Source organism: Lysinibacillus sp. Bpr_S20 (genome assembly GCF_023337835.1).
In the GTDB taxonomy this organism is placed as follows: Bacteria; Bacillota; Bacilli; order Bacillales_A; family Planococcaceae; genus Lysinibacillus.
Genome location: NZ_JALNLQ010000006.1, coordinates 89,601 through 115,730, shown reverse-complemented (window position 1 = coordinate 115,730; position 26,130 = coordinate 89,601). Strand labels below are relative to the sequence as shown.

Below are 26,130 nucleotides of genomic sequence, written 5' to 3'. Positions count from 1 at the left end.
CCTCCTATCACGACAAACTTTTAAGTAAACGAATGACCTCTTCAAATTGCTCCTTACTCTCCTCTAACATTTCATCAAGCTGCTTAATAAGCTTCATTTCTAATTCTTCATCGTCAATTTCTTCAGCTTTGCTCTTTTCTCCAGATAGTAAATAGGCAAGAAGTAGATTCAACGTGCCTTTTTCAAGATAAGCGAAGCTATTATTTTCCACACTATTTTTGGTAGGTAGATTCGCAAGCTGTTCCTTCATTAGTTTATGGACAACATTATCTATTTTTTGATTTATATTTTCAGACTCACTCATTTTCATCCTCCTGTGTATGACTAATTCCATTGAGATTAATAGGATTTAAGACAACAGCACCATCTTTTAGCTGATCACAATATGTAAAACCCATGATACTTCCCGAATAAGAAAAATTATGACCCCATTTGATTTGAAAGTTAGGGAATGAAAGTGTTTCGTTTGGCTCTAATGTTGTTTTCCCTATAGGTCTAAGCCAGAATTCCTCCTTGCTTGATTGATCATTGATTCGCTCCCAGCTACTGTTTCCTTTTAAATTCGGTGCAAAATGTTCATAGACATACCTTCCAGAGAAAGAGAATGGAGAGTCTTCAGGCAGTTTTATACATAGATACGGATTTGTTATAGGCTGACTACCTATATTGCGAATATGATAAGAGCCCAAGCATAAGCTTTCCTCATCAGGATGATAAGAAATATTGAACGAGGATGTGAAATAACTAATGATGTTGACACTATCCGGAATAATAAGCTTCTCAACCGTTTTTTTAATTTCATGAACATAAAAATCCGTTTGTTCTTTTAGTTCATTTATTTTTCCTTCAACACGATCGATGCGAGTAATCATAATCAGTACCCCCTTACTAATAGTATTTAATTAATCAAAGTAAACTCAATATGTGACAACTTCGTCCTTTCATAAAAAAAAAAGAGAGGATTAACCTCTCTTTACAATATGACTTTCTTCTATGTGTTAGTACTATTAACCGACAGGTGGGAATATAGCAGGGCACTGTTGTGGGCGAACTACACCCGGACATGCGAATGGTAATTCTGCTCTTGGCTCGCAGAAAGTCGCTAAGAATTCCACAGTTACTGGGAATGTAGACTGAATACTTTGGCAAACTGAAACTGTAATTGTTAATGCAGAAAACGTAATTGTGCCTGCTCCTGCTGTTAATGTTCCTGTTGTACACACGAAACAATCTAAATCTGTGAATAAAATTTCTACATCTGTCCCTGTTGGTGCACATAATGTAACTTGTTCGCAACGAGAAAGCGGAATAGTATTGCTTGTGAACATAGTGCCGTTTGGTAAGCAAACAACTATTGTAAGAATAAAGTTCTTTTGAATAGTTAAATTTTGAAGACAAACAGTTGAACCATCAATGGAGAATTGTCGATTCTCACGGTTCAAGATAACAATAGGATTAGTTGTTGCTGGAACTACCTTACATGTAGCTACTGCGCCTGTTAAATCAGTAGTTGCCGTTACTCCTGGAAAAGTAATTGGTCCAGTTGGAGAAAAATCAAACGACATTTCCTTTACAATCCAGTCGAATACCTTATCGACGTTGATACAAATTAGTTCCTGCGCCTGGGATGGCATATTCTCTAGCATCCTTTTGACACCTCCATAAATTTTTTATCTTTCGTTTGTATCATATGTTTTTTAGCTATAAGTGTATGGGCTAACAAATATTTTTACTTTGATTTTTAATCAATTATGCTTCGTCACAATTGTGCTCGGAATCAGCTTTGTACTTAGGCCAGCATGTGAAAGCGAAGCGACAGCAACACGGTGTTGGTTGAACAGTAGCTTAAATCCGCATTCATCTCACCACCTATAGAGGAAGACTGCAGCTGAAAGAATTTAAAATACTCCAGTTTGTAACGTTTTTGCTTTCATCTTCTCTTATATAAGAGAAACTAAAATATTCGAAAGGACCGGTATATTTGTAACAGAAAGTAAATATTTTTAATAAAATATTAATGGACTGAAAGGGGTGAAATGCAATGGAAGATTCAAAATTGTACGCCACTCAAGACATTGAAAAATTGAAGCAAAAGGTAGAAGCATACAAAGACACGTTAACTTCATTAAAAATAGGAACTCCACTTGAAGATTACTTATTTATGAAAATGGATTTTGATGAGATTAAAACGCAAATGGCACTTTTAGAAGAGCTAACGGAAACAATAGATGATAAGCAAGAAAACCCACAAATTAAAGGCTATGAGGAACAGATAAAACTTCTGTCGGCACAAATTGATTCCCTGAATCAAACGATTGAGGACATGAATCGAGAAATACTAATGGTATTAAACAAACTACTCACGATTGAAAATACCGAAGCTACTACCACTCCATCTAAAACGGAAAACACATCTAAATTTTTCGCTAACATAGCACAAAGGGATTCGATCATTACAGAAACAGCAAGCCAATCAGCGACTGCATCAACACAACCATCTTATAAAATGCTACAAAGTCTGGCAGGTAAAGCAACAAATACGCAATTAGATGTAAATAATAGTAAACCTTCTACTCACAACGGAAATCAAAGAGATGTACCCGAGGAACGCCATTTTAATCAACAATACTTTCAATCAATAAATACTTATCCAAGCCAAATATATAACGGCTTATATAGAAATACCTCAACCGAATCCACATTCCATTTTAAACACGCTACGAGTACACAGGAAATTCCAGTTAATATGAATGAACCTACCTTACCACCTGACGATGACGCAACTCCTGAGAATTACAGAAAAAAAAATACGGCTGTCACTATAGATGAAATGAACTCTGAAATAACACATGAGGCTGATCATCATAAAGCATTTGAAAATGTTAATGAATCTGTCATTCTTGAAGCAGCTGAAACCGTTAATGAGTCTGTCATTCTTGAAACAGCTAAAAATGTTAATGAGTCTGTCATTCTTGAAGCGGTTGAAACGGTTGATGAGACTGCCACTCTTGAAACTGCTAAAGTGGTTAACGAGCAAGAGGACACACATAAATCACCTATTTTAAAAAGTGATGAATGTGATAAAATTTTCGAACCTACATTAGGGGAAGTATATGAAACCCAAGCACAAATTGAAGAAGTAAACAAGCAACCCGAGCTAAAAGAAGAATCTTCTGAAGAAAGCCAGAAAAAAGATAAGGGTTCTTTGTTTTTCAATTTCTTTCGAAAATGGAGTTAGTTTAAAGTTGTGGTGTACAGAGTCTATGGAGATTTTACGATAAATCCGTCCAATACGTATGAAAATACATATTGGACTTTTTTTCTGTTCAAATCAATTATGCCCGAGCATAATTCGTCTGGAATCGGCTTTGTGCTTAGCCTGGTAAATTTTTTTGTGCGAAAGCGTAGCGACAGCAACAGATGTTGTTTGTGCGAAAGCGTAGTGTAACGTAGCGACAGCAACAGATAAATTGCTACAGGACGTGCCATTCTTAGACTGAGTCCCCCTATTTCAGCAGGTTTTAGACACCTATTGATATAAGTTAACCAATTTAGCCGGACGTCAATTTCATTACGAATACTTGCCATTAACAATCTCTAAAGAATCATCAATATCTTCGCATATAAAAATTGCAATAGAGTTAATTGCCCTCACCCTATAAGCTTAGCTGAATAGAATAATGAAGAAAGGGGGTGTAAAAATGTGTATGAATTGTATGAATTCAGCGTGCAGCGGCTGCGCAAATCAAAATAATCAGTGTACTGCACTTGGTCCTTTTGAAGCTATAGAGGCTGCATGTATTACGACTCCACCAGCAACAGGCTCTATCATCCCATTCGCATCAGGAATAGTTCCTGTTGTTTTAACATCAGTCCTTGGTGGCGCGATCGGTACAGTAAGTCTGGTAGGATTCGGTACGTCTATTCCAGGGGTGACTCTTACTGGTACAAATATAGATTTAACAGCCGCTACAGGAACAGAAGCCTTTTCAGTTCCACGTGCTGGTACTATTACATCTATTTCTGCATCATTGTCTGCAACAGTTGCTGTAACCCTTACAGGAACAGCAACAGTCAGAGCACAAATTTACCGCGCGGTAGCGGGAAGTAATGTTTTCAGCCCTACAACAGCATTTGTTGATTTAGCTCCAGCTCTGTCAACAATAGCAGTAGGTACTATTACATTTGGTACTGCAAACGTTGCACCAGTGCCAGTAGCTGCTGGTGATCGCTTATTAATGGTGTTCTCTATTACTTCCTCAGGGATAGTTGCTTCTGTTACTGGTAACGCAAGTGCAGGAATTAATATTGTGTAAAAAATTATGTTCGTAAGTTAGATTAAAGCTACCATATAATATCATTATCCGTATAACAGACGATATTTCTTGAAAAAACAATTTCAAAAGTAGGTGATTTTCTCCTAAACGGAAAATCACCTACTTTTCGTTCTAACATATATTTTTCATTTCGCCAAAGCAATTTGAATATGAGCAAGATGATGCTTCCCGTGCCAAGCATATAAGGCTACGGCTTTTTCAAGCGTCATTAATCCTAAATCAGGATGGTTAAATGCTCGTTGTAATTGCTCTGCTGTTAAGCTTTCCAGCAAATAAACCCAGCGTGCATGCAAGCCATCAATCACTTTATAAGATGCCGAAACTGGCATTTCTGAATCCGGAAGCTGTGCCCATTCCACTTCGTCATAAGGTTTAATTGTCGGAGTATCCTCTGTCAAAGCTAGCTTAAAACGGATATAGCTATTCATATGACTATCTGCAATATGGTGGACAAGCTGCGTAACCGTCCAGCCATTTTCTCGGTAAGATTTCGTTAATGCTTGTTCACTTGCCCCGTTAAGTGCCTCTGCTAGATGTGTCGGTAATAGACGAATATCCTCTATCCATTCCTTTATTTGCTGCGCTGTCACTACTTCCGGAAATTGAAATTGTCCAATTGGATATCGTAAATCGGTCATGTAGCTATCCTCCATTTCTATTTTCTTACTTTTTATATTACCAATTTTATATTTTTCACGCTATTCACATTCATTCTTTAAAGTAAAACCCTCATTTTGTAAGAATTTCAGCTTACAAAACGAGGGTCACATTATGTTGAATATGGACTTTTTATTCAGTAACGTCATAAATTAACGTATCAAAATAGCTCCCATTTGTATAAAGTAAAATTGCCCATTCTCCAGGCTTCGGGATTATTACACTTGAAGGTGCATGAGCATCTGCACCATTAACAGGTCCGCCAAGCCCTATAGTCCAACCATCTACTAAAATAGGATGCACTGTTTTAGAATCTTTATGATACCCGACAATTGTTAACTTAGTATCATGACCTTCTTCAATTCCCCAAATATGCCACATCCATTTTTGAGTGTTTAAACTCGGCATATCGACACCAATAACACCTGATTTATTTGCATTACCGATAATACCTCTCTCTCCAAATTCAGCTGCCTTTTGGCCCCAATCAATTGATTTAAAGTCACTTTCTTGCACAAAGTCAGGTAAATCATTTGGTAGAGCAATCGTTTTCTCGCTCATTGTACAGCCTACCAACAATAACAACAATGTTACCATAAGTACCCATCGCCTCATTACTACACTCCCTACAAGTTATAGTTATTTCCTATGAAACGAATGTATTGCACAAATTGTTACGCTTGAACTATTATTCTATAGATTTCATCACAAATTTAACTAACGACTTTAGTGGATGGATAATCGTTAAAGTTGACTCTTTTTCGAATTGCCTTGCAGCCTCAACCATTGAAAGCTGCGCAACTGAAATGTGCCGCTGCCCCCCTGCTACATCATGAAGAGTTTGTACAACAGCATTATTATATGCATCCTTTTTTCCCTGAATAATGAGCTCAAACGTGTTGTCGATAACTTTAACTTCAGCATGAATGGATTTTTCATGTAGTAAAGCATATTGCTGAAGTCTGTTCATCGTACCTTCTACGGTTTCAGGATTTGTAAAGAGAATCGTTTGAAGCTGATTTTCCTCACATAACATTTCAAAGAAAGGCTCATCAATTTTCATAATCGGAATAGAAAGTTCTAGCTGTTCTTCCTCTAACAATGCAATATAATTCGTACACGTTATTAAGATGGCGTCCATATCACAACTTTCCATCCACTCAAGTTGCTCTTTCACCTTAAAGAATAATCCACCAGTCCCTTTTGAAACTTTTTGTATAAGACCTGGATCCACAAAATGGACTAGCTCTACCTTCTCGATATTTTGAAATGCCTGTTCTATATATTCAATATTTGAATAGTGTGCATGTAAACAGCCAAGTTTTTTCCTCAAGAGCAGTTCCCCCTAATTCATAAGCTGTTTTTCCATTGTCGCTACAGAAAGAGAGAAACCGTTACGATTTTCTTCCTCACTTTCTTTTGTGACAATATATCCCAACGATGAATATAACTCAATATTTCTTGGTACACTCATACGTACTTTACATTCACTAATTGTTTTTCCTTTCATGCGTGCGAATTGCTCAAGCTCGGCAATTAATGCCTTAGCCACTCCTTGTCCCTGCTTTCCTGGAATTACAGATAATCTAAAAAAATAAATTTTTTGAGTGCTAAGGGTAAATCTCACCATCGCAACTGGTTGTTCATCAATATATCCGATGAAGGCATGCTCTCCATTTTTCATCGCCTGTTCAATCGATGCAATCGTTTCACTTAATGCACTTGATGGTGGTGTTGCATGTTCATACTCTTTAAAGGCCTGTAGCATAACGTTATGAATTACTGAGGCATCCTCTACTTGTGCTAAAATAATGTTCATCTGTCAACCCTCCCTTTGTGATTAAAAATACATTATAATGTATTTTTAATCACAAATAAACCGCATTACTATAAAATAATGCGGTCACTACTAATTATTTTTTGTTCACAAAACGTATTGCTCTACTCATAATAGTTGGCACGATTGAAGCATGATTTTCCTCCAACGCTTCATAGAAGGATATATCCATGATTTTCTGTAATTTATTCGCAATTTGTTGCGCATCATCCACCATAAAAGTTTCAAGTTCTCCCACACCGATAAATAATTTTTCATAAGCATATGGTCGCTCTTTTATAAATGTTGCGGCATAACTGAATAGTTCATGCTCATTCCACCAGATAGAGGGGCTAATCGCTATATAACGTTGGAAGGTTGATTGATGATGGAATAATTGCCAAAGTACAAAGTAACCTGCTAACGAATGCCCAAAAAGTGATTGTTGCTGCATATTTACAGGGAATTGAGCCTGAATACTCGGCTTTAATTCCTCCTCTAAAAATGTACTAAAATTCTCTGCTCCCCCATGTTTCTCATAGCCCTTACCGTTAAATCTTGCAGGATACGTATATGTTTCGGCTTGTCCTGTAAAATCATAAAATCTCCGTTCATGCATATCCGCATCGTGCCCAACACCTACAACAATAGTTGGCAAAACACCCGTTTTAAGTGCATTGCGACTTTGTAGGCGGACCACTTCCTTTACAAGATGGAAATAAGACGATCCATCTAATACGTATAAGACTGGAAAACCTCCTTCTGGTACTTCTCCATTCGGTACATAGATTTTTACTGTATACGTATAATCCGTAAACTTCGATTCAATTTGTTGCGTCACATAATCAAGTACTTTCACGATTTTCTCCTCAATCATTTGTCAATCTCCTTCATAACATCATAGCCATAACAAACTGGTGTTTTCGTAACTGGATCTTGCATAATACGTGCATTAATATTGAAGACGTTGCGCATAACCTCTGCACATAAAATTTCCTCAGGTGTTCCAGTTTTCATAACAGCCCCCTGTCGCATTGCGATTAAATAATCCGAATATCGAGCAGCGTGATTAATGTCGTGCAATACCATAACAATCGTACAACGATGCCGCTCATTTAAGCTTTTTACAATTTCTAGCACCTCTAACTGATGCGCCATATCTAAATAAGTTGTCGGTTCGTCCAATAACAAAATATTCGTTTCTTGGGCTAAAGCCATCGCCAGCCATACACGTTGGCGTTGACCTCCAGAAAGCTGAGCAAGCTCTCGATTTCTGTACCCCGTCGTATTTGTCACATTTAAGGCCCATTCAATCATTTCCTCATCCTTCTTTGTTAAGCGATTTACATTATTACGATGCGGATAACGACCATAAGCAATAAGCTCCTCAACCTTTAACTGACCTGGTGCAATAGGTGTCTGTGATAGGATAGCTAGCTTTTTAGCGATTTCCTTCGTCGATAAATTTTGCATGTTTTGATCCTGTAAATAGACCGTTCCCTGCTGCTTCTTTAATATACGACCAATCGTTTTTAATAATGTAGATTTTCCACATCCATTAGGGCCAATAATAGTCGTAACCTTTCCTTCTTCTATTGATAAATTCAAGCCTTCGAACACACGAACCTGCTCATAGCCAGAGGCCAAATTTTCCATTCTAAATGCCGTTTGCACACGATTTCCTCCTATGCCTTCGATTTCACTAGTAAATATAAGAAATACGGAATCCCGATAATTGAGACAACAATTCCGACTGCCAGCTCAGACGGCGCAAATACTGTTTTTCCTATAAAATCAGCTACAATAAGCAACCCCGCACCTATCAATGCACTTACTGGCATGACATAACGATGTTGTATACCAACAAGCTGTTTAGCAATATGTGGTGCCATTAATCCAATAAAACCGATACTACCCGATACCGATACGCAAGCACTGACTAAACCGACGCTTGCCAATAACAGCTTCATTTTCTCCTTTTCTACCGCTATCCCTAAGCTAGTAATACTATCCTCTTCTAATTGAAAATAATCGAGCAAATATGATTTCCGGTAAACGTAAAAGCCTAATAAAATAAGCCACGGTAGCATAGTCACAACAAAAATCCAGTTTGCATTATAAATAGAGCCTGCCATCCAAACTGCAGCACCTTCAAAATCCTGAGCATTCATTTTCAATGATAAAAATAATGACAATGCCCCGAAGCCACTATTAATTGCAATCCCTGTTAAAATTAGTCGTTGCATATCTAAATGGCCATTTTTCAGAGCAAACGAGAAAATTAACACAGCAGCCATCGCCCCACCGACAAACCCAAAAACCGGCATCATCAAAATGGAGAACCAGCTACTCATATCTGCAGATGTGAGACGTAATTGAAAGAAAAACATAAATATGACCACTGCTGCTCCGGCACCAGCATTGATCCCTAAAATCCCAGGGTCCGCTAGCCCATTACGCGTAATACCTTGTAGCACAACCCCCGCCATCCCTAAGCCAATACCGACTAATGCTGCTATAACAATACGTGGTAAACGGAATTCAAAAATGACTAGATCAAATTTCGGGTTCGGCTCGATGCGTAGCAATGTTTTTAAGACATCCATCACCGACATATCAAAGACACCATTTGTAAGATGGAGATAGCTGGCGCCAAAAATAAATAGCATGAGTATAGAAACAGTCATAACGAATACGCTGGAGGTTTTTTTACGCACGTTGTTCACCTCCGTGTTTACGAACTAAATATAAGAAGAATGGAACACCAACCAACGCCGTTAATACGCCGATTGGAGTTTCGAATGGATAATTAACAAAGCGACTGAGTACATCACAGAGCGCTAAGAAAAATGCACCTATTGCAGCTGCACAAGGAATGATAAAACGGTAATCGACTCCAACAAGGAAACGTGTAATATGAGGTATGACTAACCCTACAAAGGCTATCTTTCCTACAAGTGCAACTGCCGTTCCTGTTAAACACACAACCGCAAGCATACTAATAATTTTCACCGCTTTGGTTTTTTGCCCAAGTCCAATTGCGATATCTTCGCCTAATGAAGTGATCGTAATAGCCTTAGCTGATAATAACGCAAGAACTAAACCAATTAGCCCAAATGGAATAGCTAGCATGAGCATATCCATATCCACCATATGTACTTTTGTGTTGTACCAAACACTTACCGTTTGTGATACTTGGAAATACATCGCAATGGCTGTAGCAATACTACTTAGAAACGTACCAATGACCGTCCCAATAATGGCGAGCCTTACTGGTGATAAACCATTTCGAATTAAAGAGCCAAAACCAAAGACAATCCCAGCTCCTAATGCTGAACCGAGCATTGAAAGTAGAATCATTTGGTAATTAGGAAGCCCCGGGAAAAAGACGATTGCCAACGTAATCATAAATGCCGAACCATCATTAACGCCCATTAATGATGGGGACGCTAAATAGTTTCGTGTAATACCTTGCATCACTGCCCCCGCTACTGCTAAAAATGCTCCCACCAGTAATACTGCGGCAATTCTAGGAATACGCCCAGTTCGTATAATTTGGTGGTCAACATTTGAAGAGTCGAATGCAGTAATGGCCTGCCATACCGTTGTTGCGCTAATGTCTTTTGTGCCGTACATAACGGATACTAATGCCACAATCGCAATTAGAATTGGAGAAGCTGCTACTATTGAAAATGCCACCATGTTTGTTTTTTTCAACTTCCACACCTTTTTCTATTTGAACTTACTTTATAAAAGGCTGGTAATAGCCTGGTGACTCCACCACATCTACTACCAGCCTGTTCAAACTTATTTAAGTAATTTTTCAGCTGCGATATCTAAGAATTTCACCTTAGACCATGCTGTACCACCTTGTGCTAAAGGTTCAATGGCATTCACGAAAACCTGATTGTTTTGTGATGCTTTTAAGCTTGCAAAGATTGGATTCTTTTGTAACTCTTCTAATGCTTTTGGTGCATCGGCATTTTCTGATTCCTCGAATTGAAGAAAAATAGCATCAGGATTAACCTCTGCTAATGTTTCAAGCGATAGTTCAGCCTGTGCCTTGGCAGTTTTTAAAACCTCTGGTATCGGCGCCCCTAAATCTTCATATAGAACAGGGTTTAAGTAAACGCTAGCAGGATAGATATACATGATGCCTCCACGTACTCGAATCACTAGAATTTGCTTGTCCGCTAATTGCTCTTTAGATTTCACTTGAGAATCAGCAACCTTCGCTTCATAATCAGCAATAATTTTTTTAGCCTCATCTTCTTTGCCTGAAAGCTGTGCAAGTAATGTTAAATTCTCTTTCCAATTTGTAGAGACATGTGAATACGGAATCATTGTTTGAATTTTATTGACCTTTTCAGCCATTTCCTCAGGGTATTTTGAGGAACCTAAAATAACATCTGGATTAAGTTTAAGAATGGCTTCAGTATTCGGTGTCATTTTATTGCCAACAAGCTCAGCACCTTCTAATTCAGACGCAAGATAAGCTGGAATTTTCCCTCCGATATCAAGCACACCAACAGGCTTGATGCCGAGCATTGCTGCATCTTCCATAGACTCTAAGCTTGCAGCTACTATATTTTTAACATTTGCTGCAAGTTCATATTTTTCGCCTAAGTATGTAATCGTTTGTGTTTTTGCTTGATTTTCTGTTGCACTAGTTTCTGCTACATTATTTGAAGATGTAGAAGACTCTTCTGCTTTATCTGTTCCACATGCTGCCAAAGATAGCGCTAATAGCGCAGGTGCACACATTTTAAAGTATTTATTCATAGCTATTCTCTCCTAACGAAACTCGAATATATTGATAATGATAATCATTTTCATTTATAAGTCAATAGTGTTTATTAATTTAATTGATATTCATTATCATTTACGGATACTATCCTAACAAAGAGAAAACCCATTGTGAATGGACGATATCACGAACCACATGGACTTTTGCCGATTTCGGACTAAAAAAAAGCCGCTTCTTTTTTCAAGAAACAACTTTTTATAAGTATTTAGCTTCCTCAAGCATTGTTTTTCGATATGTTGTTGGGGACATTCCAGTACATTTTTTAAATACTCGACTGAAATAAAAGCAATCTACATAACCTACACATTCTGCTATTTCCGCTACTGGAGAATCGTCATATTTCAGTAACTCCTTCGACCGTCGAATGCGGTACTCCGTTAAATAAACGCTAGGATTCATCCCTGTATGCTGTTCAAACAGATAGGCAAACCTACGACGCTCTACACCAAATTCTTCAGCAATTTTCGAAACAGAAAGTTGCGTAGCATAATTTTCATGTATATACTCTAAAGCTTGTTCCATCTGATCACTTGCCGTATCGAGCACCTTCACTTTTGCAGACATAAGAATGGCTTCCAAAAGATTCATAAACAGCGTCTTTGCTTTAAGTACTGACATATTTCCTGGCATTGCTTGGCTTTCTATTAGCTGCTGTACATAATTAATTATTTTCGTATGATAGCCTGTATTGATTAAAAAGTGCTGAGTTGATAATGGATATAAAATTGCCTCTTCGGGAGAAAGTTGATAATGAACAACTGCATATTCCCATCCCTTATCATCAGCAGCTTTAATTTCGATTGGCATTTGTGGTCCTGCATGTACGACCATACCCGGCACCATTGTATAAGGGGTACCACTAAAGCTAAATATAGCACTACCAGCAAGCGGCACAACCAATCCACACTTCCCAGGAGCCGTTGTTCGTCCTTTATCTACTTGACCTGGCTCCATTTCGTTCGTAAAAACATCCGTAAATTTTACAGACGCGTGTGCATAGTAATCAATTAAATGTTTGATGTCCATTTTATACCCCTACATCCTTAAATACTTTCGAACTTGTGAAAAATGATGTAGATCATGTTCTACTAAACTAGCAAAATAACGGTGAAGCGTTAATTCAGAAGCGCCTATTGTAAAGGACTGTTGCCATTGCTGATCCACAATTTGATAAAGCGCATCAATTAGTTGACGTCTCTGATGGATAAAATCGGCTATCGTTTCTTCTTTACTTTGTGCACGACTATTCCTTGCTGCATTAGTATTCATCTCTTCTACATCTGGCCCTTTTGGTAAGCTTTCCTTTGTAAAAAGAAACGGTAAACGTTGATTTAACACAAATGCATCCCACGGTGTAAGATGGCCAATTATCTCTGCAACCGACCATTTCCCTGGCTCTATAGGGGTACGCCATTGTTCTTCAGTTATGTCTGCTAAACTTTCTACAAATACGATTGATCTTTCATAATGCGAGATTATTTGATGTTTATGGTCATACAAATTCAACAGCTCCTTCGCCTCATTTTAGTAGAAAATCTGTAATTTCGGCCAAAATCCTATAAACTAATTACTTAATTTCTGAGATGCAGCTAACTCAAGTATTCCAGTTACAAGCCATACACCGATAGCCGTTGGGATCTCAGGAAAATGTGCTATTTCATCCATCAATGACTGATAAGGTGTACAATTATTCACTACATGCATCCTTGCTTGATTCTTCACAGACCAAGACACAATCGGTAAATAATTCTTCAATGTTCATACTACTTCTCATTATTCTCTAAAGAATTCATTTATCAAAATATATCACATCAATATCTTATCTTTTCTACGGTTTTTAAAATACCCATCAGCAATCATACGTTTATAAGTTTTATTTATAAAAAACTAAAAATAATATATTAGATTTATAAATAATGTAGCAATACCCTGTAACTAACAACGTTAAAGGAGACGCTTATGAAAAAATCTTTTATTTTGATTGTGGCCCTTGCCATTGTAATGGGGCTTTTTTATACAAAACTTTCACTGAAGCTCATCAGTATCGGAATTATTGCCGCATTTATAGGTACCCTTGCTGGAGGTGCTGGGCTAATTACGATCCCTGCTATGATGCTTATTGGTATACCTATTCAAACAGGCATTGCTACGAATAAATTTTCTTCGGGCATTGCAGCGTTGTCGAGCATCTTTTATCTTCTTTATCATAAAGAGCTTCGTCTAGCATCTATCATGAAATATGTTGCTGTAGCCATTGCTGGAGGCGTTTGTGGAGCATTCCTAACAGTATCCATCTCAGAAAAAACAATGAATATTATTGCATGTATTCTACTTGTCTTTGCCTTATTAATAACGATAAAGAATAAAGAATGGACGGCTAACTCAGAAGAAAATGATGCTAAACACAGCAATAAATTATGGCAGCCATTTTTAATAGCGATCTATGATGGTGGCTTTGGACCAGGCTCTTCCACCTTCAGCATACTACATTTTTTACGCTACCATTACACCTACATAAAGGCTGTACAGCTCACACGTGTACTTATTTTCGGGAGCTGTACAGGGGCATTTATAGTGTTTTACCAAACTGGCTTTATTCAATGGGAGTATGCAATAGCGATGGCAATAGGCTCTATTATCGGCTCTCAGCTCGGACTTTTGATTCTACCGAAAATCCCGATAAAAGTAGCTAAAATACTACTAATACTCATCATTTCATTATTACTTATTCAAGTAACAGTAAAATTAATTTAACTACTTAAATGTTCGTGGATTAACTTCCATTCATTGTTTAGGACCGTAAAAATATTTGTTGCTCTTCCGCTACCTGATACAAATTTTCCGTTATGATAGCCTTCATAGTGGTATGTATAAATGCAGGTAGCTGATCTTTCATCAACCGTAAGCCACTGGACATCGGTAGCCGAATAAACTTCTTCCTTTATCAAATCCCATGCATTATTGAAATAGGCTCCTATTTCTTCTAAGGTTATACATGTTTTATCGGTAAACCAATACACTGCTTGCGGATGCAAAATTTCTTTTACATTATTAAAATCATGGGAATTTGTAGCTGTAATATAGCGCTCTAAAGCTTGTTGATACTTCATAGTAATCCACTCCTTTTTTAACTACTGTTAACTGAAATTATACTCTCCATAAAGGGGATTCGAAGTATTCACTTGTTTAAAATTAATAATGTCTGCTACTGCCAAAAATAGATTTTCCGGATATTCAGCAAGACGATGACATAAATATAAATACCACTCTCTCCCATACGTAAGATAAACCTTACAACAATAGCCCTTCGCTTTTAATTGATGAATCAAATCTGGCCGTATGCCATAAAGCATCTCTATCTCAACATTTGATTGATTAAAATATTGCCTTTGTTCCATTTCTTGAATCAATACTTCATCATGCGTAGCTATCGAGATTGGATGATTAGCATTAATCAACTGCTCTACATAATAAAGAAAACGTTCATTCAGTTCATCTGATCTTTTTAGCGCAACGTCAGCCAGTTCCTGGAAAGCACCTTTAACAAGCCGTATTTTCCCTGGGTATTGAATGAGCTGCTGTATATCCTCCTCTGTACGATAGAGATGCACTTGTAGTGTAATCCCGACATTGGAATATTGGTTAGCTATTTTTTTATAAATGTCGAGAATATCGCTCGTTTTTGATGACTCCTCCATACTAATCATTAAAGTAATTTCATATTGTTGTGCTTTTTGAGCAAGCTCTATCAAGTGTTGATAAGCAAGTTCTGCGCTGATAGAAAGACCAATATGAGACAAATCAAACGAGACGGTTTGTTTCATTGACGAAGCACCCATACTCTCAATAAGTTGCAAAAATTCATCTTTGGCCTTTTGGCATTCCAACAAATCCGCTGTATTTTCCCCCAACAATTCAAGGGATATTTGATAATCATTGCCGATACATTCCATGGCCACCCGAAGAGCATCCTGTCTCTTTTCACCCGTGACATATCGTTTTGCCGCTTTCCATAATAATGGATAGAGTTCTGTTGACTGTTGAACAGTATGTTTCATCCGCTCATCTCTCGCTGCCGATTTTAATGCTTGAACCACTAATTCTTCTGCTTTATTCATCTTTATTCCTCCTTTAGCTATTTTCCAGTACTTTAACATGATAAAATTGGTAGCATAAGAGCCACTTTATAGAATTTTTCAAAGTACCACTTTAACTAGGAGGCGAAACAAAGTTGTTATGGATACCAATCGACCGTTCTTCAGATATACCTCTAAACCGGCAAGTTTATCAGCAAATTCGGGAAAACATATTAAATGGCCATCTTCACGCAGGTGAAAGGCTAGCATCAACACGTAAGCTTTGTGTCGAGCTTAAGGTTTCAAGAAATGTCATATTGGAAGCTTACGATCAATTGTTAGCAGAGGGGTTTTTAATGGCACGAAGAGGATCTGGTACCTTTGTTGCAGAAGGAGCTTTTTTAACGCAGCATGAGGCACCATTTTTATTTGAAGTCGATGAAAAAAAGGTGAAAAATCATATTATTAATTTCCGTTCAGGTATTCCAGCTTTGGATCTATTCCCTCGTAAAACATGGGCTAAGCTATCACATCAACTGTGGAATGATATTGAATCAACTAATTTTGGATATGATTCCCCAGAAGGTCGTTTAGAATTAAGACAAACGCTGGCACACTACTTATTAAGAACTAGAGGTGTTAACTGTCACCCAGAACAAATTATTATTACATCAGGTGCTACACAAGCAATGACCCTTGTTTCAAGGTTGCTTTTAACGCCTAAGGATATAGCCATTATGGAAGATCCTATTACGAATGATATTCAAACCATTTTTAAATCTTCAGGTGCCTCTATTTATCCAATAACCGTAGATGAAGATGGCATGAAGACATCCTTAATACCAGAAAATTTGCACCCTAAATTTGTCTTCCTGACTCCATCTCATCAATTCCCATTAGGAGGTACGCTACCCATACAGCGCAGAATCCAATTAATCAATTTCGCTAGGAGGAATGATTGCTTTTTAGTTGAAGATGATTATGATAGTGAGTTTCGCTATGAAGGTCCGCCTGTCAGCTCTTTACAAGGCTTAGATCCAGAACGTGTATTTTATATCGGCTCTTTTAGTAAAATCCTCTCTCCAGCATTACGAATAGGTTACATCGTTCTTCCAACTCATCTAATTGAAAAATGTCGACAACTGAAATGGTTTACCGATTTACACACACCATCATTAGATCAGCTTATTCTCGCTCATTTTATTAAGGAAGGCTACTTAGAACGACATATTGCAAAAATGAAGAAGTTTTATAAAAACCAGCGAGATTTTCTTATCCAATGTTTGCAAACAACCTTTTCAAATAAAGTGAAAATTTCCGGTTACTCTACTGGTTTACATTTAATTGCTGAATTAGAGGATATTCATTTTTCAAAAGAGGTATTGTTTAAAATCGAGCAGTATGGTGTAAAGGTATACCCTGTAGAGGATCATACGATAGAGAAAGGGAACTATAATAATCGGATTATTTTAGGGTATGGACATTTAAAGAAGGATGAGATAGAAAAAGGCGTGACAAGATTATTTCAAGCAGTTTATGATGAGGAAAAATAACTAAGGGGGATATCAAATGCTCGCTACTATTCAAAAACAACAGAATAACTATGTCGTTAAATTTAACCGTCCTCTGTCACATTCAGTTGAAGCTGTTTGGGCAGTATTAACGGAGAATGAAAAACTTCAAAAATGGATGAACAATTTAGAAATCATAGATCTTCGAAAAAACGGTAAAATCCGTTTTAATATGAATGATGGAACAGATGCATCTATGGAAATAACGATTACAGACTATGTTGAGTCGGAAGTACTTGAATTTGATTGGGGCAAAGATACAGTAAGATTTGAATTATCTCCTACTAGTAGCGGCTCCATATTAGTATTAGTTGAATCGATTCGTGAGCTAACTGAGCATACGCCTAAAGATTTAGCAGGTTGGCATGTATGCTTAAACCTGCTTTCGGACTTATTGAATGGAACTGTACATGAAGCATTCCCGATGGAGGAATGGCAAAAATGGTTTGCAGAGTATAAGCAACTTGTGGATGACGTAGAAAAAATTTAAGCATTTCACAAATAAACTTCTAAGGTGTGAATTTAATGCCCTAGGAGTTTATTTGTGTTGATCAATGGTGCGGTATTTAAATGAGGTTGATTTCGTTCCATGTTACTTGCTTTCGCACGGATAATAATACTATTGCTGCCGCTTCATCTGCACTTCGCTTTTGCATTTTTCACTATAAATTAGCATGCGAGAGGATACATGCCCTGTGAAATGGTTGATCTTCGTTACGACTGGGCGACTCATCGATATAGTACTTAAAATATGATTAATGATAAAAAGCTGTAGCAATTTCAAGTGCTTTTAGTGGCTCCTTGATTGAATCCAGTGTATAGACAAGTTTGCCCTCCTGCCATACGATTAAATTCCCTGATTTATAAACATCTAAATGGGCAAAACCGTTCTGCTTCGGAATAGGCAGCATATGTGTTTCTAAAAATTGTACTGCCTGCTTAGCAAGCTTCACACCCGCCTCTGGATTTTCTGTTCTTGTATGTGTCGCTATTGCCCATCTTCCCTCATTCCAACCAGTCCATAAAGAGCCAACACCTGCATCCTGGTAACCTTTAATGTTGTATCCAAGATCAACTTCTTGACCGCCATTTTTGCTATAGTTCTCAAAGGAAATTTGCTCATTTGCTTCGTCTGTATTTTTATATTGCTTCACGGAGAGCCGAGCAATAACCGTCGCTCTACCTGGTTGTTTCAGTTGCCTATCATTGATGGTTATATACTCTTTGCTTTCCAAAAATACTATTTCAACTTGGTTAGCTTCAGACTTCGTTATTGCGGTTAAAAATGTACCTTTTGTGATTGGAAGCCTTGTTGGTAAAGTTATCGATATATTCGTTTTGAGCTGGTCCTTAATATTTATTAGTGCCCCAGTCGGTGTATTAGATGCTACTGTGTTTTCATTATTTGTTTTGGGTGGTTCCTGTTGATGTTCATGTGATTGTTGTTCTTTTTGTGGCTTGCTCGGCACATTAGCTTGTTGTTCTTCTTGTGGCTGATCCGGCACGTTAGGTTTTTCATCTTTATCAGAACATGCACTTACTATACTGACACTTAAAAGCATGCAGATAAAAAGGATTTTTTTCATGGCATAGCCCTCCTTTATTTCTTTTTCCCCGCCAGTAATCAACTGGGACTTTTTGTTATTTAAGCTCCCACCTATTTTCTATCACCCTTCTTAAGAAAATGGTATGTGTTTTTTCTAATTTTACTCCCTTGAAGGTAAGTTTGGTGGATAAAAAAATCCCTCCAAGTAATTTGGAAGGATTAGTCGCAAAAATATCATACACAATTAAGTTTATGCACATAGTTTCGTTTATGTTCCATTACTAAGCAAGCTATTTCCACTATCTGCATCTAAACAAGGACGAGTAGATATACGCTTAATTACCATCTCGAACATTCATACGAGAGAATATTTCTTCTTGCAATAGTTTGGAAGCGCCAACCACTTCTACTACTCCATCGGAACCCTGTAATAAACTCTCTTCCTACAGAAGTTAGGAAAAACCAAAAGCCTGATCCATTAAACATCCATATATACGTATTTCTAAATAGGCAAGATTGAATACCACTTGTACCTATTCCCCAAGATGGCATCGCTGGCGTAAAGCTAGGCGGTGGACCAAGAGGCATTTGACCTGCTGGCGGTGGACCGAAACTAGGTGGTCCAAATGGTGGTGGCGGACCAAAACTTGGTGGTCTAGTTGAAGGCGGTGGACCAAAGCTAGGCGGACCAAACGACGGTGGTGGGCCAAAACCTGGCGGACCAAACGATGGTGGTGCTCCAACACCAGGCAATCCGAATGACGGTTCGAATCCAGGCTCTGGAAGTGGCATTATTTCTTCATATGGATACATGCTAAACCCCTCCTTTTACATAACTCAATATATGTAAGAGGGCTAATAACCGTTGAGCAATTGCCTATTAACTTAGTATTTAGTCGTCCTAAGCTGCATTCGTATTTCCACACCCAATATCGTATAATAAAGGGTATATATTCCAATAAAAAGGGGGTACTTATGCGAAAAATACTTTTACTAATTACTACAATTCTATTGTCCTTTGGGATCTGGCTATTTTTCAACTCTACATCTCCTTCTGCAGAATCAACAAGTATTCAAAACAAGCTAGCTGCTGTTACAAAATACAAATATTATTTAGATAAAGGGAACGATAAGATTGGAAAGGAAATGGCTAAAGAAGATTTGGTCATTGTGGAGCCTATCGAAATGCAGCAGAAGTATATTAAACAGGCTCAAAAAAATGGAACATTAATTTATGGCTATATTAATGCAATGGAAGCAGACAAATGGAATATAGAGTTCTATAGCCAATTGAAAGAAGAGGATTTTTATAAAGACGAACACGGAGAAAAGATGTATTTCTCTGAGTGGGATTCGTATTTAATGGATATGACATCTAAACACTATCAAGCGCTTTTACTAGAAGAAATTCAAAAACAAATTGTTCAAAAAGGGTTGGATGGTGTGTTTTTAGATACTGTTGGCAATATCGACTCCTACTTACCCGAAAAAGAACAGGGCGCGCAAAATGAAGCAATGCTTGCCTTTATAAAAAACATAAAGCAGCAGTATAACAACTTGTCGGTTGCTCAAAATTGGGGCTTTCAAACATTAGCTGATTATACAGCACCATATATCGATTTTGTTATGTGGGAAAACTTTTCATATGATGTAGTCGGAGAAGATGAATGGGCATTTGATAAGATGCAGCAATTAGTTCAAATCCGAGAAAAGTTCGGTACTCAGGTGATGACAATCGGATTTGACGACGAAGAGAAAAGTCGGGCCTTAGCTGAAAAATATCATTTTAAATTCTTTTATAGCCCAGCAGGATCTTACTACAACACATGGCAGTAATATCATCCTCATCTATTAAATAATGCTTACAATCCTCTCCGGCAAGCAACACTAATCGGTGGGGATTTTATCATGTAATTATCTAGACAAATAAGAGTACATTACTCGCCAATCCTCAATCTTTTCTTCAAAGGATTTAATATTCTTCCCTGGTATTGGGCTAGTCGAAGGCATTTTTTGATATGCTCGACCATCTAAAACTTCAAGCCCAATATGCTTTTTAAAAACCTCAAACGCTTTTGCGCCATTAAAAAGCACCAACTCAATAGTAGGATAATGTTCAAAAAGCATTTTAAAATCATTCGGTTTCTCATTACGAATAGTTGCATCTAAGCTTCCTTTACGCTCGCACGATTCTATTGTATCCCAAAGACCAATATGGTGGTTCTTTAGCAATTGTAATCTTTCTCCATAATCCTGAGGAATATCTACTTCTAAGATTTCCCCAATAATCGGCCAAAAGTGATTGCGTGGGTTACCATAATATTGCTGCTTCTCTAATGATTGCTTCCCAGGCATTGAGCCTACGATTAGCACCTTTGTTGATCCATCAATAACTGGTGGTAATACATTTTTAAGTTCATTTGACATGATAGTCCCTCCTTCCTTATATTGTAGCGGAAAATTTGCTTCAATGTCATTGAAGGGCATAATCCCAATGGGCGCTTTCCTAAGAAAGGGTCTTTCTCTATTTGTTGGATATTTGTGATAGACTAAATCAAATGCACTCTTTTTAAGATGTTTTTGTCAACATGCTGTCACTTTAATAAATGACGAGTATTTTAAACTACATAGAGGTGAAATATGAGAAGTTGGTTCCAGTCTCTTACAGCTAGAATGATTTTTTTAATAAGTATTTTGATCCTTTTAATATGTGGACTGTTTATGTATTTATTGCAGGAACATATTCGGGATACGACAGAAAAAGAGATGGGAGTAGAAGCATTAAATATTGCAAAAACCCTCGCATCTATGGAAGAAATCATTACGGCTTTCGATAAAGAAAATCCAAGTGAAATCATCCAGCCCATCGTCGAACCTTTAAGAAAAGAAATTGGCGCAGCATATATTGTCGTTGGAAATTCTGAAGGAATTCGTTATTCACATCCTTTCAAAGATAAAATTGGAGAAAAAATGGTTGGTGGAGACAATGATGCTGCATTGCTAGATAGACAAGCTTATATTTCTAAAACTATAGGATCATTAGGTGAATCAATTCGAGGGAAAGCCCCTATCATATTAGACAATAAAATTATCGGTGTTGTATCTGTCGGTTTTTTAACAGAAAATATCGATACAATCATTGAAAGTTATGTCCACAAATGGATCAAATACACCGCAATTATCCTTTTCATAGGCATATTAGGTGCAGTAGCTATTTCTGTTTATATCAAAAAATTATTGTTTAATATGGAACCTATTCAAATTGCTAAATTATATCAACAAAACAAGGTCATTTTAGAAACAACGGCAGAAGGTATACTGGCAGTCGATCACTTTAATCAAATTACTACCATTAATAAAAGTGCTTATGAAATGCTAGATCCAGCTCACTATAAGCCTCTTTCAGATTGGATGGGTACAAAAATTGAAGATATTTTCACGCCTAAAATTGTTGCAGAGAAAAACATTCATAATTTAGAGCTACCGCTTGATGAGCATATTATCATTTTAAATAAAGCACCTTTGGTTGAAAAGAAAAGGAAGATTGGCTCGTTATACACCTTTAGAAAAAAAGTAGATATACAAAAAATCACAGACGAATTAAAACAGATGAAGCAGTATGCAAATGTTCAACGGGCCTATACTCATGAATTTGCAAATAAGCTTCATATCATTTTAGGTTTACTTGTTCATAAACATTATCATGAAGCAATTGAATTTATTAAAGAAGAACGAAACATCCAGCTCAAAAATCAAGCTTTTTTAACTAGCAATGTGACTACCCCTCTTCTACTTGCCTTAATTCAGGGGAAAATTGCCGAAGCTGCAGAACTGGGGATTACACTCGAGCTAAAGGAGATTTCTTCATCTATCGAATTATCTAAACAACAAGAAAATGCTATCCTAACAGCTCTTGGTAATGTACTTCAAAACGCTATTGAAACTTTAAAAAGCTGGGAATCCTCGGATAAAGTGATTCAACTATCCATCAACAATTATAAAAATCATTATTTATTTGAGATCCAAGACAATGGACCAGGTATTGATAACAATATTTACGATGAAATTTTCACAAAAGGGGTATCTACTAAAGAAGGGTTAGACCGTGGACATGGACTTGCTATAAGCAAGAAAGCCCTTCAGGAGATAAACGGGGAAATTTTATTAGATTCAGGTGATTTATCAGGAGCCTGTTTTTTAATTATAGTTCCTAAAGGAGACATTGAGAATGACAACATTAAAAAGTGTATGGATTATTGAAGATGACTTTAGAGTAGCAAAAATTCACGCAGATTATGTTCATAATATAGAAGGTTTTATCGTCACTGAAAATTTACGTACAGGAAAAGAAACGATTGAAAAGCTGAAAACAACTTCTAGCTTGCCAGACATTATATTAACAGATTTATATATTCCTGATGTTGAAGGTAGCTCATTAGTAAGCCATTTACGCCACCTCTATCCATCTATAAAAATCATCGTAATCTCAGCAGCGACAGAAATAAATTTAATAAAGAATATAGTAGACTTAGGCGTTTTAGATTATTTAATAAAACCCTTTGAAGAGCACCGACTTCAACGTGCATTTCAAAAATATTTGCAGGAACTTCGATTATTTCAACAAAGCAAAAATGTCACTCAAAATGACCTTGATTCATTATTTTATAGTGAATCAAACAATAAAATAGAAGATGAAGAACCTTTTGTAAAAGGTATTGATTTGCACACATTACAAATTGTTAAAAGCCTATTTGAAGATCACCAAACCCAAGAGCTCACAGCCTCACAATTAAGCGAACTCATTGGTTCTAGTCGTTCAACTGCTCGACGTTATTTAGAATATTTAGTGGGCGAGCAGTTTTTACAGACAAAACTAATTTACGGAACTGTTGGAAGACCTGAACGAAAATATGTATTTCATGGAACTTATGAACAAAACTAATTGTATGTTCTTTATTTAACATATGACTATATTATTTTCCTCTCTTTAGCACTGTGATATTTTTTTAATAATCTGAATGATTAATCACAAAGGGAGGAAATTTTTTTGAGTCTAAGTTTAATCGGATTTATCACAATTATTATTATTGTTGCTCTACTTATTAGTGGTCGAGTATCACCACTTGTAGCAATGGTGATACCACCTATCGTAGCAGCGTTTATAGCTGGCTTTAATTTCGATGAATTAGGGGAATTCTTTAATTCTGGATTAAGCTCTGTGATGAGCGTAGCTGTTATGTTTATCTTTGCTATTATTTTCTTTGGTATTATGCAGGATGTAGGATTATTCGAACCATTAATCAATAAAATGATTGCGCTTTCAAAAGGAAATATTATTGTCGTTGCCGTAATAACAGTAATAATTGCTGTAGTAGCGCAACTAGATGGATCTGGAGCTTCAACATTTTTAATTACAATTCCAGCATTATTGCCTTTATATTTACGTTTACGCATGAATCCATATCTATTGCTGTTATTAGTTGGGGGATCTGCAGCAGTAATTAATATGATTCCTTGGGGTGGTCCATTAGGTCGTGTTGCCTCGGTTTTAGAGACAGATGTAACGGAACTTTGGTATCCTCTAATCACTATTCAGATCATAGGTGTCGTGTTAATGTTAGCTTTAGCGGTGTTCCTTGGTTTTAGAGAAAAGCGCCGTATTCTGAAACAATATGGTACCCTTGACTTCACAAATGATGATCACACTATTACACAAGGTGTTGTTTCATCAGAAGTAGACACAAGCTTACAACGACCAAAACTTTTGTGGGTTAATGCAATTATTACGATTCTTGTTATCGGCGTTTTAGTTGCAGGTATTTTACCAGCGGGATTAGCCTTTTTAATTGGTGTGGCTATCGCCTTGCCAATCAACTATCGTTCTCCTAAAGAACAAATGGAACGCGTACGAGCACATGCACCAAATGCCTTAACAATGGCGTCTATCATCATTGCCGCTGGATTATTCTTAGGCATACTTAATGGTACCGGGATGTTAACTGCGATTGCCAACAATGCTGTAAATATTTTACCGTCTGGTCTATCATCTTATTTACATATCATTATTGGGATATTGGGCGTACCATTTGATTTATTACTAAGTACGGATGCATATTACTTCGCGTTATTCCCTGTAGTTGAACAGATTGGTCTATCTTTCGATATTGATTCTCTTTCGACTGCCTATGCAATGATTATTGGTAATATTGTAGGTACATTTGTATCGCCACTTGCCCCTGCTGTTTGGTTAGCTTTAGGCTTATCAGGATTAGAAATGGGGAAACACTTAAAGTACTCTTTCTTCTGGATGTGGGGATTGAGCATTACTTTACTATTCATTGCTGTAGCATTAGGAATTGTTGCAATCTAAATTATTTAGAGTACCAGTTGTCGTAAATTTTTCGACAACTGGTTATTTTATATCATCGTAACGTAGGATTGATTTCCGTTCCGACTGGGTTCAATTAAGTGTCTTCCCCTTCTTTTCACCGGTGAAACTTTACATAGACATTGATTATAAAGGAAAATCAGAGCCAGCGAGTATTTCCTTCGAGCTTTTTACATGCAGTTTATTGGATGAATAATTTTTAATATATGTCCTTACTATTTCATAACCAATGCAATACCCTATCCATTGAGGCAGCTTTCCACCATATAAAAACTCAACATGATTATTTAATCCTTGACTATTCATTTGAGGCAAAAAATGTTCCTCCCAAATTTTTAACATCTCATCCAATGAATAATACTTCAACCATGGTGCTAACCATTTATCACCATAAATCTCCTCCACTGCACATTCAGCTAACCCCTCTAAAATTAATGAATCTAATAAAGTCACTTCGTCTAAAGATTTATTTAAATAGTGCAGACGGCAAACATGATTATACTCATGTGTAAATAACGCTTTAAGCTCCTGCTTTTCAAGCTCTTCTATATATAAAAACAGAGCATTTGGATAGGCAACGCCGTTTTTCTTAGTAATCGCTTGCTCCTGTGTGATCGGAAAAATATAGATTGGTATATTGGGACCGCTCCATTTCTCCTTTAAATAGATAAATTCCTTCTGGACTACTTCCCAAACGTTTTGTTTTTTTAACTTGTGAATGTCTATTTTTTCATGTGACTGAAATAGCCCCTGTTGTTGTAGTTCAAATTGTATTTCATCTGGAGATCCACCAATAAAAATCTCTACTAAACGACTGCAAAGAATAGTGCGTTGTAAGTCTTCAAGATTTTTACTGTTATCAAGTTTTTGACTAACTATTAATTCATTCAACCACTCATCTGTTGGTATTACTGACATACATTCCCCCCTTA

At 37.0% G+C, this 26,130-nt stretch carries 29 protein-coding genes and 1 pseudogene; 9 read left to right on the top strand and 21 right to left on the bottom strand.

Features of this window, described 5'->3' with window-relative positions; all coding sequences use genetic code 11:
• Nucleotides 1–7: 7 nt before the first annotated feature.
• The 3 genes from MWJ95_RS15890 to MWJ95_RS15880 form a co-directional block, all read right to left on the bottom strand.
• Nucleotides 8–304 carry a hypothetical protein gene (locus MWJ95_RS15890; RefSeq protein ID WP_249106676.1) on the bottom strand — a complete coding sequence of 99 codons (297 nt, stop codon included), beginning with the start codon at nucleotides 302–304 and terminating at the stop codon, nucleotides 8–10.
• Nucleotides 297–872: a hypothetical protein gene (locus tag MWJ95_RS15885; protein WP_249074834.1), complete on the bottom strand. Its 576-nt coding sequence runs from the start codon at nucleotides 870–872 to the stop codon at nucleotides 297–299. Before MWJ95_RS15885 ends, MWJ95_RS15890 begins: the two co-directional genes overlap by 8 nt.
• A gap of 135 nt (nucleotides 873–1,007) precedes the next feature.
• Nucleotides 1,008–1,646: a BMQ_0737 family morphogenetic spore coat protein gene (locus MWJ95_RS15880; protein ID WP_249074835.1), complete on the bottom strand. Its 639-nt coding sequence runs from the start codon at nucleotides 1,644–1,646 to the stop codon at nucleotides 1,008–1,010.
• Between the two features lie 395 nt (nucleotides 1,647–2,041).
• Between MWJ95_RS15880 and MWJ95_RS15875 the strand changes: the two genes are divergently transcribed.
• Together MWJ95_RS15875 and MWJ95_RS15870 are read left to right on the top strand one after the other, a co-directional pair.
• Complete coding sequence (locus MWJ95_RS15875) at nucleotides 2,042–3,238, top strand: hypothetical protein (RefSeq protein ID WP_249106674.1); 1,197 nt, start codon at nucleotides 2,042–2,044, stop codon at nucleotides 3,236–3,238.
• Between the two features lie 463 nt (nucleotides 3,239–3,701).
• Nucleotides 3,702–4,316: an exosporium glycoprotein BclB-related protein gene (locus MWJ95_RS15870; protein ID WP_249074837.1), complete on the top strand. Its 615-nt coding sequence runs from the start codon at nucleotides 3,702–3,704 to the stop codon at nucleotides 4,314–4,316.
• Nucleotides 4,317–4,462: 146 nt separating this feature from the next.
• Here the strand turns inward: MWJ95_RS15870 and MWJ95_RS15865 are convergent, their stop codons facing one another.
• From MWJ95_RS15865 to MWJ95_RS24710, 12 genes and pseudogenes are all read right to left on the bottom strand, one after another.
• Nucleotides 4,463–4,975 (bottom strand): YfiT family bacillithiol transferase, encoded by a 513-nt coding sequence (locus MWJ95_RS15865; protein ID WP_249074838.1) that lies wholly within the window; start codon nucleotides 4,973–4,975, stop codon nucleotides 4,463–4,465.
• A 151-nt stretch (nucleotides 4,976–5,126) separates the two neighbouring features.
• Nucleotides 5,127–5,609: a hypothetical protein gene (locus MWJ95_RS15860; protein ID WP_249074839.1), complete on the bottom strand. Its 483-nt coding sequence runs from the start codon at nucleotides 5,607–5,609 to the stop codon at nucleotides 5,127–5,129.
• Between the two features lie 73 nt (nucleotides 5,610–5,682).
• Nucleotides 5,683–6,333: a hypothetical protein gene (locus MWJ95_RS15855; protein WP_249074951.1), complete on the bottom strand. Its 651-nt coding sequence runs from the start codon at nucleotides 6,331–6,333 to the stop codon at nucleotides 5,683–5,685.
• A 6-nt stretch (nucleotides 6,334–6,339) separates the two neighbouring features.
• Nucleotides 6,340–6,813: a GNAT family N-acetyltransferase gene (locus tag MWJ95_RS15850; protein ID WP_249074840.1), complete on the bottom strand. Its 474-nt coding sequence runs from the start codon at nucleotides 6,811–6,813 to the stop codon at nucleotides 6,340–6,342.
• A gap of 94 nt (nucleotides 6,814–6,907) precedes the next feature.
• On the bottom strand, nucleotides 6,908–7,687 hold the full coding sequence (locus MWJ95_RS15845; RefSeq protein ID WP_249074841.1) for an alpha/beta hydrolase: 780 nt from the start codon (nucleotides 7,685–7,687) through the stop codon (nucleotides 6,908–6,910).
• The gene (locus MWJ95_RS15840) at nucleotides 7,684–8,466 is read right to left on the bottom strand and encodes an ABC transporter ATP-binding protein (protein ID WP_249074952.1); all 783 of its coding nucleotides are present in this window, start codon (nucleotides 8,464–8,466) and stop codon (nucleotides 7,684–7,686) included. The genes MWJ95_RS15845 and MWJ95_RS15840 overlap by 4 nt, the downstream gene beginning before the upstream one ends.
• 29 nt (nucleotides 8,467–8,495) lie before the next feature.
• Nucleotides 8,496–9,527, bottom strand: coding sequence for a FecCD family ABC transporter permease (locus tag MWJ95_RS15835; protein WP_308221936.1), 1,032 nt, complete (start codon nucleotides 9,525–9,527; stop codon nucleotides 8,496–8,498).
• Nucleotides 9,520–10,527: a FecCD family ABC transporter permease gene (locus MWJ95_RS15830; protein ID WP_249074842.1), complete on the bottom strand. Its 1,008-nt coding sequence runs from the start codon at nucleotides 10,525–10,527 to the stop codon at nucleotides 9,520–9,522. Before MWJ95_RS15830 ends, MWJ95_RS15835 begins: the two co-directional genes overlap by 8 nt.
• A 90-nt stretch (nucleotides 10,528–10,617) precedes the next feature.
• Nucleotides 10,618–11,592, bottom strand: coding sequence for an ABC transporter substrate-binding protein (locus MWJ95_RS15825; RefSeq protein WP_249106672.1), 975 nt, complete (start codon nucleotides 11,590–11,592; stop codon nucleotides 10,618–10,620).
• Nucleotides 11,593–11,812: 220 nt separating this feature from the next.
• Entirely contained in the window at nucleotides 11,813–12,643 is an 831-nt protein-coding gene (locus tag MWJ95_RS15820; RefSeq protein ID WP_249106670.1) for an AraC family transcriptional regulator, read from the bottom strand.
• Between the two features lie 9 nt (nucleotides 12,644–12,652).
• Nucleotides 12,653–13,117: a DinB family protein gene (locus tag MWJ95_RS15815; RefSeq protein ID WP_249106668.1), complete on the bottom strand. Its 465-nt coding sequence runs from the start codon at nucleotides 13,115–13,117 to the stop codon at nucleotides 12,653–12,655.
• Nucleotides 13,118–13,201: 84 nt separating this feature from the next.
• Nucleotides 13,202–13,372, bottom strand: a pseudogene (locus MWJ95_RS24710) (nucleotidyltransferase family protein); the annotation flags it as partial.
• A gap of 246 nt (nucleotides 13,373–13,618) precedes the next feature.
• On the opposite strand from MWJ95_RS24710, the gene MWJ95_RS15805 reads away from it, so the two are divergent.
• On the top strand, nucleotides 13,619–14,371 hold the full coding sequence (locus tag MWJ95_RS15805; RefSeq protein ID WP_481817357.1) for a sulfite exporter TauE/SafE family protein: 753 nt from the start codon (nucleotides 13,619–13,621) through the stop codon (nucleotides 14,369–14,371).
• On the opposite strand, the gene MWJ95_RS15800 is transcribed toward MWJ95_RS15805, so the two are convergent.
• Entirely contained in the window at nucleotides 14,368–14,727 is a 360-nt protein-coding gene (locus MWJ95_RS15800) for a YybH family protein (protein WP_249074847.1), read from the bottom strand. The genes MWJ95_RS15805 and MWJ95_RS15800 overlap by 4 nt on opposite strands.
• Before the next feature lie 27 nt (nucleotides 14,728–14,754).
• A complete protein-coding gene (locus MWJ95_RS15795) occupies nucleotides 14,755–15,735 on the bottom strand; it encodes a proline dehydrogenase family protein (RefSeq protein ID WP_249074848.1) in 981 nt (326 codons plus the stop codon).
• 113 nt (nucleotides 15,736–15,848) lie between these two features.
• Between MWJ95_RS15795 and pdxR the strand changes: the two genes are divergently transcribed.
• Together pdxR and MWJ95_RS15785 are read left to right on the top strand one after the other, a co-directional pair.
• Nucleotides 15,849–17,246, top strand: coding sequence for a MocR-like pyridoxine biosynthesis transcription factor PdxR (gene pdxR / locus MWJ95_RS15790; RefSeq protein ID WP_249106666.1), 1,398 nt, complete (start codon nucleotides 15,849–15,851; stop codon nucleotides 17,244–17,246).
• A 16-nt stretch (nucleotides 17,247–17,262) separates the two neighbouring features.
• Complete coding sequence (locus tag MWJ95_RS15785) at nucleotides 17,263–17,754, top strand: SRPBCC family protein (RefSeq protein ID WP_249074850.1); 492 nt, start codon at nucleotides 17,263–17,265, stop codon at nucleotides 17,752–17,754.
• A 265-nt stretch (nucleotides 17,755–18,019) separates the two neighbouring features.
• Here MWJ95_RS15785 and MWJ95_RS15780 read toward each other — a convergent pair whose 3' ends face one another.
• Together MWJ95_RS15780 and MWJ95_RS15775 are read right to left on the bottom strand one after the other, a co-directional pair.
• Entirely contained in the window at nucleotides 18,020–18,850 is an 831-nt protein-coding gene (locus tag MWJ95_RS15780) for a hypothetical protein (RefSeq protein WP_249074851.1), read from the bottom strand.
• A gap of 299 nt (nucleotides 18,851–19,149) precedes the next feature.
• The gene (locus MWJ95_RS15775; RefSeq protein WP_249074852.1) at nucleotides 19,150–19,623 is read right to left on the bottom strand and encodes a transporter; all 474 of its coding nucleotides are present in this window, start codon (nucleotides 19,621–19,623) and stop codon (nucleotides 19,150–19,152) included.
• A gap of 162 nt (nucleotides 19,624–19,785) precedes the next feature.
• Here MWJ95_RS15775 and MWJ95_RS15770 point away from each other — a divergent pair, with 162 nt between their 5' ends.
• Nucleotides 19,786–20,646: an endo alpha-1,4 polygalactosaminidase gene (locus MWJ95_RS15770; protein ID WP_249106663.1), complete on the top strand. Its 861-nt coding sequence runs from the start codon at nucleotides 19,786–19,788 to the stop codon at nucleotides 20,644–20,646.
• A 78-nt stretch (nucleotides 20,647–20,724) separates the two neighbouring features.
• On the opposite strand, the gene MWJ95_RS15765 is transcribed toward MWJ95_RS15770, so the two are convergent.
• Nucleotides 20,725–21,237 (bottom strand): DNA-deoxyinosine glycosylase, encoded by a 513-nt coding sequence (locus tag MWJ95_RS15765; RefSeq protein ID WP_249106661.1) that lies wholly within the window; start codon nucleotides 21,235–21,237, stop codon nucleotides 20,725–20,727.
• Nucleotides 21,238–21,531: 294 nt separating this feature from the next.
• Here MWJ95_RS15765 and MWJ95_RS15760 point away from each other — a divergent pair, with 294 nt between their 5' ends.
• From MWJ95_RS15760 to MWJ95_RS15750, 3 genes are all read left to right on the top strand, one after another.
• Entirely contained in the window at nucleotides 21,532–23,070 is a 1,539-nt protein-coding gene (locus MWJ95_RS15760; RefSeq protein ID WP_249106656.1) for an ATP-binding protein, read from the top strand.
• The gene (locus MWJ95_RS15755; RefSeq protein WP_249106653.1) at nucleotides 23,039–23,752 is read left to right on the top strand and encodes a response regulator; all 714 of its coding nucleotides are present in this window, start codon (nucleotides 23,039–23,041) and stop codon (nucleotides 23,750–23,752) included. Before MWJ95_RS15760 ends, MWJ95_RS15755 begins: the two co-directional genes overlap by 32 nt.
• Nucleotides 23,753–23,857: 105 nt before the next feature.
• On the top strand, nucleotides 23,858–25,180 hold the full coding sequence (locus MWJ95_RS15750) for a CitMHS family transporter (protein WP_249106652.1): 1,323 nt from the start codon (nucleotides 23,858–23,860) through the stop codon (nucleotides 25,178–25,180).
• Nucleotides 25,181–25,324: 144 nt separating this feature from the next.
• Here MWJ95_RS15750 and MWJ95_RS15745 read toward each other — a convergent pair whose 3' ends face one another.
• On the bottom strand, nucleotides 25,325–26,116 hold the full coding sequence (locus tag MWJ95_RS15745; protein WP_249106650.1) for a DUF2268 domain-containing putative Zn-dependent protease: 792 nt from the start codon (nucleotides 26,114–26,116) through the stop codon (nucleotides 25,325–25,327).
• Nucleotides 26,117–26,130: the final 14 nt, after the last annotated feature.

What these genes read in the sequence shown, in the direction of transcription:
- MWJ95_RS15890 (WP_249106676.1), bottom strand. Translation starts at nt 304, where the DNA reads ATGAGTGAGTCTGAAAATATAAATCAAAAAATAGATAATGTTGTCCAT.
- MWJ95_RS15885 (WP_249074834.1), bottom strand. Translation starts at nt 872, where the DNA reads ATGATTACTCGCATCGATCGTGTTGAAGGAAAAATAAATGAACTAAAA.
- MWJ95_RS15880 (WP_249074835.1), bottom strand. Translation starts at nt 1,646, where the DNA reads ATGCTAGAGAATATGCCATCCCAGGCGCAGGAACTAATTTGTATCAAC.
- MWJ95_RS15875 (WP_249106674.1), top strand. Translation starts at nt 2,042, where the DNA reads ATGGAAGATTCAAAATTGTACGCCACTCAAGACATTGAAAAATTGAAG.
- MWJ95_RS15870 (WP_249074837.1), top strand. Translation starts at nt 3,702, where the DNA reads ATGTGTATGAATTGTATGAATTCAGCGTGCAGCGGCTGCGCAAATCAA.
- MWJ95_RS15865 (WP_249074838.1), bottom strand. Translation starts at nt 4,975, where the DNA reads ATGACCGATTTACGATATCCAATTGGACAATTTCAATTTCCGGAAGTA.
- MWJ95_RS15860 (WP_249074839.1), bottom strand. Translation starts at nt 5,609, where the DNA reads ATGAGGCGATGGGTACTTATGGTAACATTGTTGTTATTGTTGGTAGGC.
- MWJ95_RS15850 (WP_249074840.1), bottom strand. Translation starts at nt 6,813, where the DNA reads ATGAACATTATTTTAGCACAAGTAGAGGATGCCTCAGTAATTCATAAC.
- MWJ95_RS15845 (WP_249074841.1), bottom strand. Translation starts at nt 7,687, where the DNA reads ATGATTGAGGAGAAAATCGTGAAAGTACTTGATTATGTGACGCAACAA.
- MWJ95_RS15840 (WP_249074952.1), bottom strand. Translation starts at nt 8,466, where the DNA reads ATGGAAAATTTGGCCTCTGGCTATGAGCAGGTTCGTGTGTTCGAAGGC.
- MWJ95_RS15825 (WP_249106672.1), bottom strand. Translation starts at nt 11,592, where the DNA reads ATGAATAAATACTTTAAAATGTGTGCACCTGCGCTATTAGCGCTATCT.
- MWJ95_RS15820 (WP_249106670.1), bottom strand. Translation starts at nt 12,643, where the DNA reads ATGGACATCAAACATTTAATTGATTACTATGCACACGCGTCTGTAAAA.
- MWJ95_RS15805 (WP_481817357.1), top strand. Translation starts at nt 13,619, where the DNA reads ATGGGGCTTTTTTATACAAAACTTTCACTGAAGCTCATCAGTATCGGA.
- MWJ95_RS15800 (WP_249074847.1), bottom strand. Translation starts at nt 14,727, where the DNA reads ATGAAGTATCAACAAGCTTTAGAGCGCTATATTACAGCTACAAATTCC.
- MWJ95_RS15795 (WP_249074848.1), bottom strand. Translation starts at nt 15,735, where the DNA reads ATGAATAAAGCAGAAGAATTAGTGGTTCAAGCATTAAAATCGGCAGCG.
- MWJ95_RS15785 (WP_249074850.1), top strand. Translation starts at nt 17,263, where the DNA reads ATGCTCGCTACTATTCAAAAACAACAGAATAACTATGTCGTTAAATTT.
- MWJ95_RS15780 (WP_249074851.1), bottom strand. Translation starts at nt 18,850, where the DNA reads ATGAAAAAAATCCTTTTTATCTGCATGCTTTTAAGTGTCAGTATAGTA.
- MWJ95_RS15775 (WP_249074852.1), bottom strand. Translation starts at nt 19,623, where the DNA reads ATGTATCCATATGAAGAAATAATGCCACTTCCAGAGCCTGGATTCGAA.
- MWJ95_RS15770 (WP_249106663.1), top strand. Translation starts at nt 19,786, where the DNA reads ATGCGAAAAATACTTTTACTAATTACTACAATTCTATTGTCCTTTGGG.
- MWJ95_RS15765 (WP_249106661.1), bottom strand. Translation starts at nt 21,237, where the DNA reads ATGTCAAATGAACTTAAAAATGTATTACCACCAGTTATTGATGGATCA.
- MWJ95_RS15760 (WP_249106656.1), top strand. Translation starts at nt 21,532, where the DNA reads ATGTATTTATTGCAGGAACATATTCGGGATACGACAGAAAAAGAGATG.
- MWJ95_RS15755 (WP_249106653.1), top strand. Translation starts at nt 23,039, where the DNA reads ATGACAACATTAAAAAGTGTATGGATTATTGAAGATGACTTTAGAGTA.
- MWJ95_RS15745 (WP_249106650.1), bottom strand. Translation starts at nt 26,116, where the DNA reads ATGTCAGTAATACCAACAGATGAGTGGTTGAATGAATTAATAGTTAGT.